General features: G+C 47.3%; 5 protein-coding genes and 1 pseudogene. 3 read left to right on the forward strand and 3 right to left on the reverse strand.

Annotated elements, in window-relative coordinates:
• Together BLV54_RS15825 and BLV54_RS14535 are read right to left on the reverse strand one after the other, a co-directional pair.
• Nucleotides 1–136: pseudogene (locus BLV54_RS15825) on the reverse strand (IS481 family transposase); the annotation flags it as partial.
• 253 nt (nucleotides 137–389) lie between these two features.
• Nucleotides 390–653 (reverse strand): transposase, encoded by a 264-nt coding sequence (locus BLV54_RS14535; protein WP_090572321.1) that lies wholly within the window; start codon nucleotides 651–653, stop codon nucleotides 390–392.
• 330 nt (nucleotides 654–983) lie between these two features.
• Between BLV54_RS14535 and BLV54_RS14540 the strand changes: the two genes are divergently transcribed.
• Complete coding sequence (locus tag BLV54_RS14540; RefSeq protein WP_090572322.1) at nucleotides 984–2,135, forward strand: S1C family serine protease; 1,152 nt, start codon at nucleotides 984–986, stop codon at nucleotides 2,133–2,135.
• Nucleotides 2,136–2,393: 258 nt separating this feature from the next.
• On the opposite strand, the gene BLV54_RS14550 is transcribed toward BLV54_RS14540, so the two are convergent.
• Nucleotides 2,394–3,329, reverse strand: coding sequence for a zinc metalloprotease HtpX (locus BLV54_RS14550; RefSeq protein ID WP_090572324.1), 936 nt, complete (start codon nucleotides 3,327–3,329; stop codon nucleotides 2,394–2,396).
• A 532-nt stretch (nucleotides 3,330–3,861) separates the two neighbouring features.
• Between BLV54_RS14550 and BLV54_RS14555 the strand changes: the two genes are divergently transcribed.
• Together BLV54_RS14555 and BLV54_RS14560 are read left to right on the forward strand one after the other, a co-directional pair.
• Nucleotides 3,862–4,155, forward strand: coding sequence for a transposase (locus BLV54_RS14555; RefSeq protein WP_090572325.1), 294 nt, complete (start codon nucleotides 3,862–3,864; stop codon nucleotides 4,153–4,155).
• On the forward strand, nucleotides 4,152–4,463 hold a 312-nt coding region (locus BLV54_RS14560; protein ID WP_143032543.1), incomplete at its 3' end, for an IS3 family transposase. The genes BLV54_RS14555 and BLV54_RS14560, both read left to right, overlap by 4 nt.

Genomic DNA, 4,463 nt, shown 5'->3' on the forward strand with positions numbered 1-4,463 from the left:
GCTTCTTCCATTTCACCACGGTCTTCTCGTTAATTCCGTGGCGTTTTGCCAATGCTTTCAGGCTCTCTTGACTATGTTGTATCGCTCGACGCACCGCCTCTGTCGTACGGGCGCTTCCATGCAGTACCTGTCCCATAATATGTCCCTCGATAATTGACTATATATTACTCCAGCACACCGTGGGACTAAACATCCTAGTACCTTTTGAGCTGAGGCTTTATCCGGTTGATACCAGGTATTGCGTAATTCTTCTTTCATGTAATACAATAGGCTAGTATCGAGGGTTCATTGAGCTTGGGTACTTTATCCAGACGTTAACGCTCATTGCAAGTGTCATCTAGATTGTTAGGGTTCTTGAGCAACAACCAACGAATGCTTTTCAAAACAGTTTACCCCAAAACGAATTTACTCAACCCATCTTTTGTTTCTCGTTGCAGATTACGACGCAGTTTTGTCAGTTTTTCATTAAACAACTTGATGATATGACAATGATCGAATACCAGCATTACTTTTGAGAAATGAGTCTGGACAGCACCGATATAAGCTAGATCCATATGGCTGTAGCCGCTTCGATCCGAGCATCCCAACCATAGCGCATTGTCCAGCAGACGCTCTTGGTTATGGGCAAGGTCTATGATTCTACACTCGATCACCAATATCCAGCACAACAAACCAGCAATGAGGCAGGCTGTATTCGATGTACGCGGCTAGTTGTCGTTCGGATGGGTCGTGAACAGCCCTTATGGGGGCAAAGCTCGCAGTAATCACTCTGACAGAATCGATGAATCTCCTTCTCAAAATAGAAAAATTTTTGTGAGATTCTGCCCGAGCGGGTGGGTTTCTCAACAACCTGTTAAGGAAGATTTCTCCTTGAAAAAAATGGGATTCTTTTTATTGTTCAGCTACAAGCTTTCTTACTAGAATGTAGTGTTTTCTATGCCTTATCTCAGTCACAAATAATTTTCATTATAAGAGAAATGACTATGCGTCCCATCTCCTCTCCCCCTCCAGGTTCTGATCCTTTTGTGCGTCGACTGACAGCACTTACGTTGGTCATTATTACTTTGATGCTGCTATGGTGGTCATTGCCCCTCATCGAGTCACTTTTCACACCTAAAGTGGGTGGCGTACGCACGGTTACTGCGCGTGGCGATCTGGCTGCAGATGAGCGTGCGACCATTGAGCTTTTCGAAAAATCCCGTGACTCGGTCGTATTTATCACAACAGCCAGGCTAGTGCAAGATATCTGGACGCGCAATGTTTTTGCCGTTCCTCGGGGCACAGGTTCGGGCTTTATTTGGGATGATGCTGGCCATGTCGTCACTAATTTTCACGTGATCGAGGGTGCCAGTGAAGCAACGATCAAGCTAGCTGATGGGCGTGACTATAAAGCTGCACTGGTCGGCGTAAGCCCAGCACACGATATTGCAGTTTTGAGAATCGGCGTAGGTTTTAAACGCCCACCCCCTGTTCCAATAGGCACCAGTCATGATCTGAAAGTCGGGCAAAAGGTGTTCGCCATCGGTAACCCTTTTGGACTCGACTGGACGCTGACCACTGGTATTGTCTCTGCATTGGATCGCTCCCTTACCAGCGAAAGCGGTGCTACCCCCATTCAACATTTAATTCAGACCGATGCAGCTATCAATCCCGGTAATTCGGGCGGGCCTCTCCTGGATTCAGCGGGACGCCTGATCGGCATTAACACAGCGATCTATAGTCCAAGTGGAGCATCTGTCGGCATCGGTTTCGCCGTGCCGGTCGATACTATCATGCGAGTAGTACCGCAAATCATTTCCCAGGGTAGATACATACGCCCAACACTGGGAATTGAAGTCGATGAACGGCTTAATGAGCGCATCACGGCCATGCTGGAAATTGAAGGTGTAGTCGTATTGCGTGTAACACCGGGCTCAGCGGCTGATAAAGCAGGTTTGAAAGGTGCAACCTTAACCCCTGATGGTGGCATCATTCCAAAAGATGTGATCGTGGCCGTACAAGGTAAGCAGGTGGATTCCGCTTCTAAGTTGCTGGCATTGATCGATGATTATAATGTTGGTGATACGGTACAACTGACCATCGTGCGCGATGGGCAAAAGCAAGAAATCGGTGTCGTTCTACAGCCAGGTGCGTAAATTTTGCATAGTGCTAACCCGGATATTTCACCAACCCGGCCTCTACTATAATGCAATAGTTGATGAACAAGCATTTCCGGACAGATTTACGCAAATCCAATTTGTACCATTGGCCTTCGCGGGCACTGGCGGGAGATTTGCTGCATCTTTCCGCCCCCACTTCGCGCCAATAGTCGCGAATATTGACTTGGCGCTGGATATGTAAATTTGCTCGCAAATCTCCTCACCATCATCCCGCGTCCTGGCGAAATATCCGGGTTAACGCCAGAAACCATTAAAATACCAGCGCGGTGAAGAACGCACCCGCTCATTCGATGTATAGGAGAGAGGCTGAGCAGACCACCGAATATTGGAGGCAGCACGCAGTGATAGTAAGCGCTTGATGCGTTCCTCAGTGGCGGGGTGTGTTCGGAGCCAGGAAAGTTGAGGATTGCCCCAACCAGGAAATAACCAGGTACGCCAAGACCGGCTGGCTCGCTCGATCCTGGCTAGCGCCAATGCTAGTGCTTCAGGATCTCCAGTAAGCTCACTCGCCTTCAGATCAGCGTGAAATTCACGCACACGCGAAAGTCCCAGTTGCAGCAGCAAAGTCAGATGAGGAGAAAAAAGCAGCAAGAGCAGCACAGGCCAGTTGATTGTCGCGTAACCGAGTAAAACGGAAGGCAGCGCAAAGAACAACAGTATCTGGCCCGCCAGCGCCAGCATGCTCGTCAATCGACTGATATAATCTGCCAAACCCATAACAATAAGATCACCATTCGCGACGTGGGCAGTCTCATGGGCCAGTACAGCAGCAAGCTCACGTATCGATAAATAACGCAACAAACCGTCAGTTAGCGCAATGGCAGCCTGCCGCCGGTTACCGACAGTGAATGCATTGACCATGGGACTTGCTACATAATATAATGTTGGCACATTGGGTAATTCAGCACGTGCTGCGAGAAACGCGATGATATGCCATAATTCTGGCGCTTCATGGCGTGTAATCGGGCGGGCGCGGTAGAGCACCAGCGTCAGCCGCGAACCTACTGCAGGTTGTATCAGCACGATGATTACACTGATCAGAGCGATCAACCACAAACCTTCTTCGCCAAATAATAGCCAGCCAGCGAGAATAAAAATACCCAGCAGCAAACAAATCAGCAGAAAAGTTTGCAAGCGGTTAACCCAAGAATGTGCACGAATACTCAACATAACCTTTTCCAATTACCCTCCGTCAAATAATTTTTTCATTACCAAGGTAACAAGAATACGAGTCGTAGCGCATATATTAGGTTCATTATTCATGAGTACGGTGCTAGATCACTTTGCGATAATTTATCAAGCAACGAATTGTTCTCAAAAGAAAAATTATTAAACCTAAAAACCGAAGTTGGACGAGGTGGAGCATGTGGTGATCAAGGTGCGAGGCAAGACGCGATGAGGTCACAGGGCCATCCCCTGCAACGAAGAGCAACGCCGCATTCGCGCCTGAAGCGACATATGACACCTCGTAGCGGCCTCACCATTCTGGTAAATGATAGAATTTCTAGAGTTCCCTATATATCATAGACTTAACTCTCCAACCAAGTGGTCAACTGCGGTTCTTAGGTTAAACTTAATTTCTCTTGTAATCGCCGTGATCAATATCTTTTTTCTCTTTCTCTACTGGGGAATCATCTGACATGGTTTAATAGAATTGACCAACCCAGTTAAGGGATAATTTATCTTAACTGGAGATTGAGGAATGAATACGAGGAAGAAATATACGAAGGAATTTAAGCTGGATGCAATCAGTCTGGTGCTTGATCAGGGCTATACAAGAGTAGAGGCTGCAAAGAACCTGAATATCAATGTCAAGATGTTGTGCCGTTGGATCAATGAGTATCAGGCTGATGATGGCCAAGCCTTTCGTGGCAATGGCAGATTGACCTTGGAGCAGGAAGAAATTCGCCGGCTAAAAGAAGAGAACAGGCGATTGAAGATGGAGAAAGAAGTGTTAAAAAAGGCGGCAGTCTTCTTTGCCAAAGAAACGAGATGAAATACTCGTTTATCGCCCATCATAAGAAGACCTGGCCTGTTGACCCGATGTGTCGACTATTGGGCGTAACTCGTAATGGTTTTTATCGTTACCAGCATGAAAATCGTGAAAGCCTGCGTGATTCTGAGTATCAGGAGAAGCTTCGATTGATCAAGGAGATTGCAGCTGCCAGCGATTACAGTTACGGCAGTCGGCGAATGAAGAAAGCCATGTCTGTGCGAGGCCACCCAATCGGCCGTTACAAAATCCGTAAACTCATGAGAGAAGCAGGCATTCAAGTGCGCCATCGGAGAAAACACAAGATCACT

This window comes from Nitrosomonas sp. Nm33 (assembly GCF_900107265.1).
GTDB lineage: Bacteria > Pseudomonadota > Gammaproteobacteria > Burkholderiales > Nitrosomonadaceae > Nitrosomonas.

Coding starts and splice junctions, on each gene's coding strand:
- BLV54_RS14555 (WP_090572325.1), top strand. CDS start 3,862: ATGAATACGAGGAAGAAATATACGAAGGAATTTAAGCTGGATGCAATC.
- BLV54_RS14550 (WP_090572324.1), bottom strand. CDS start 3,329: ATGTTGAGTATTCGTGCACATTCTTGGGTTAACCGCTTGCAAACTTTT.
- BLV54_RS14540 (WP_090572322.1), top strand. CDS start 984: ATGCGTCCCATCTCCTCTCCCCCTCCAGGTTCTGATCCTTTTGTGCGT.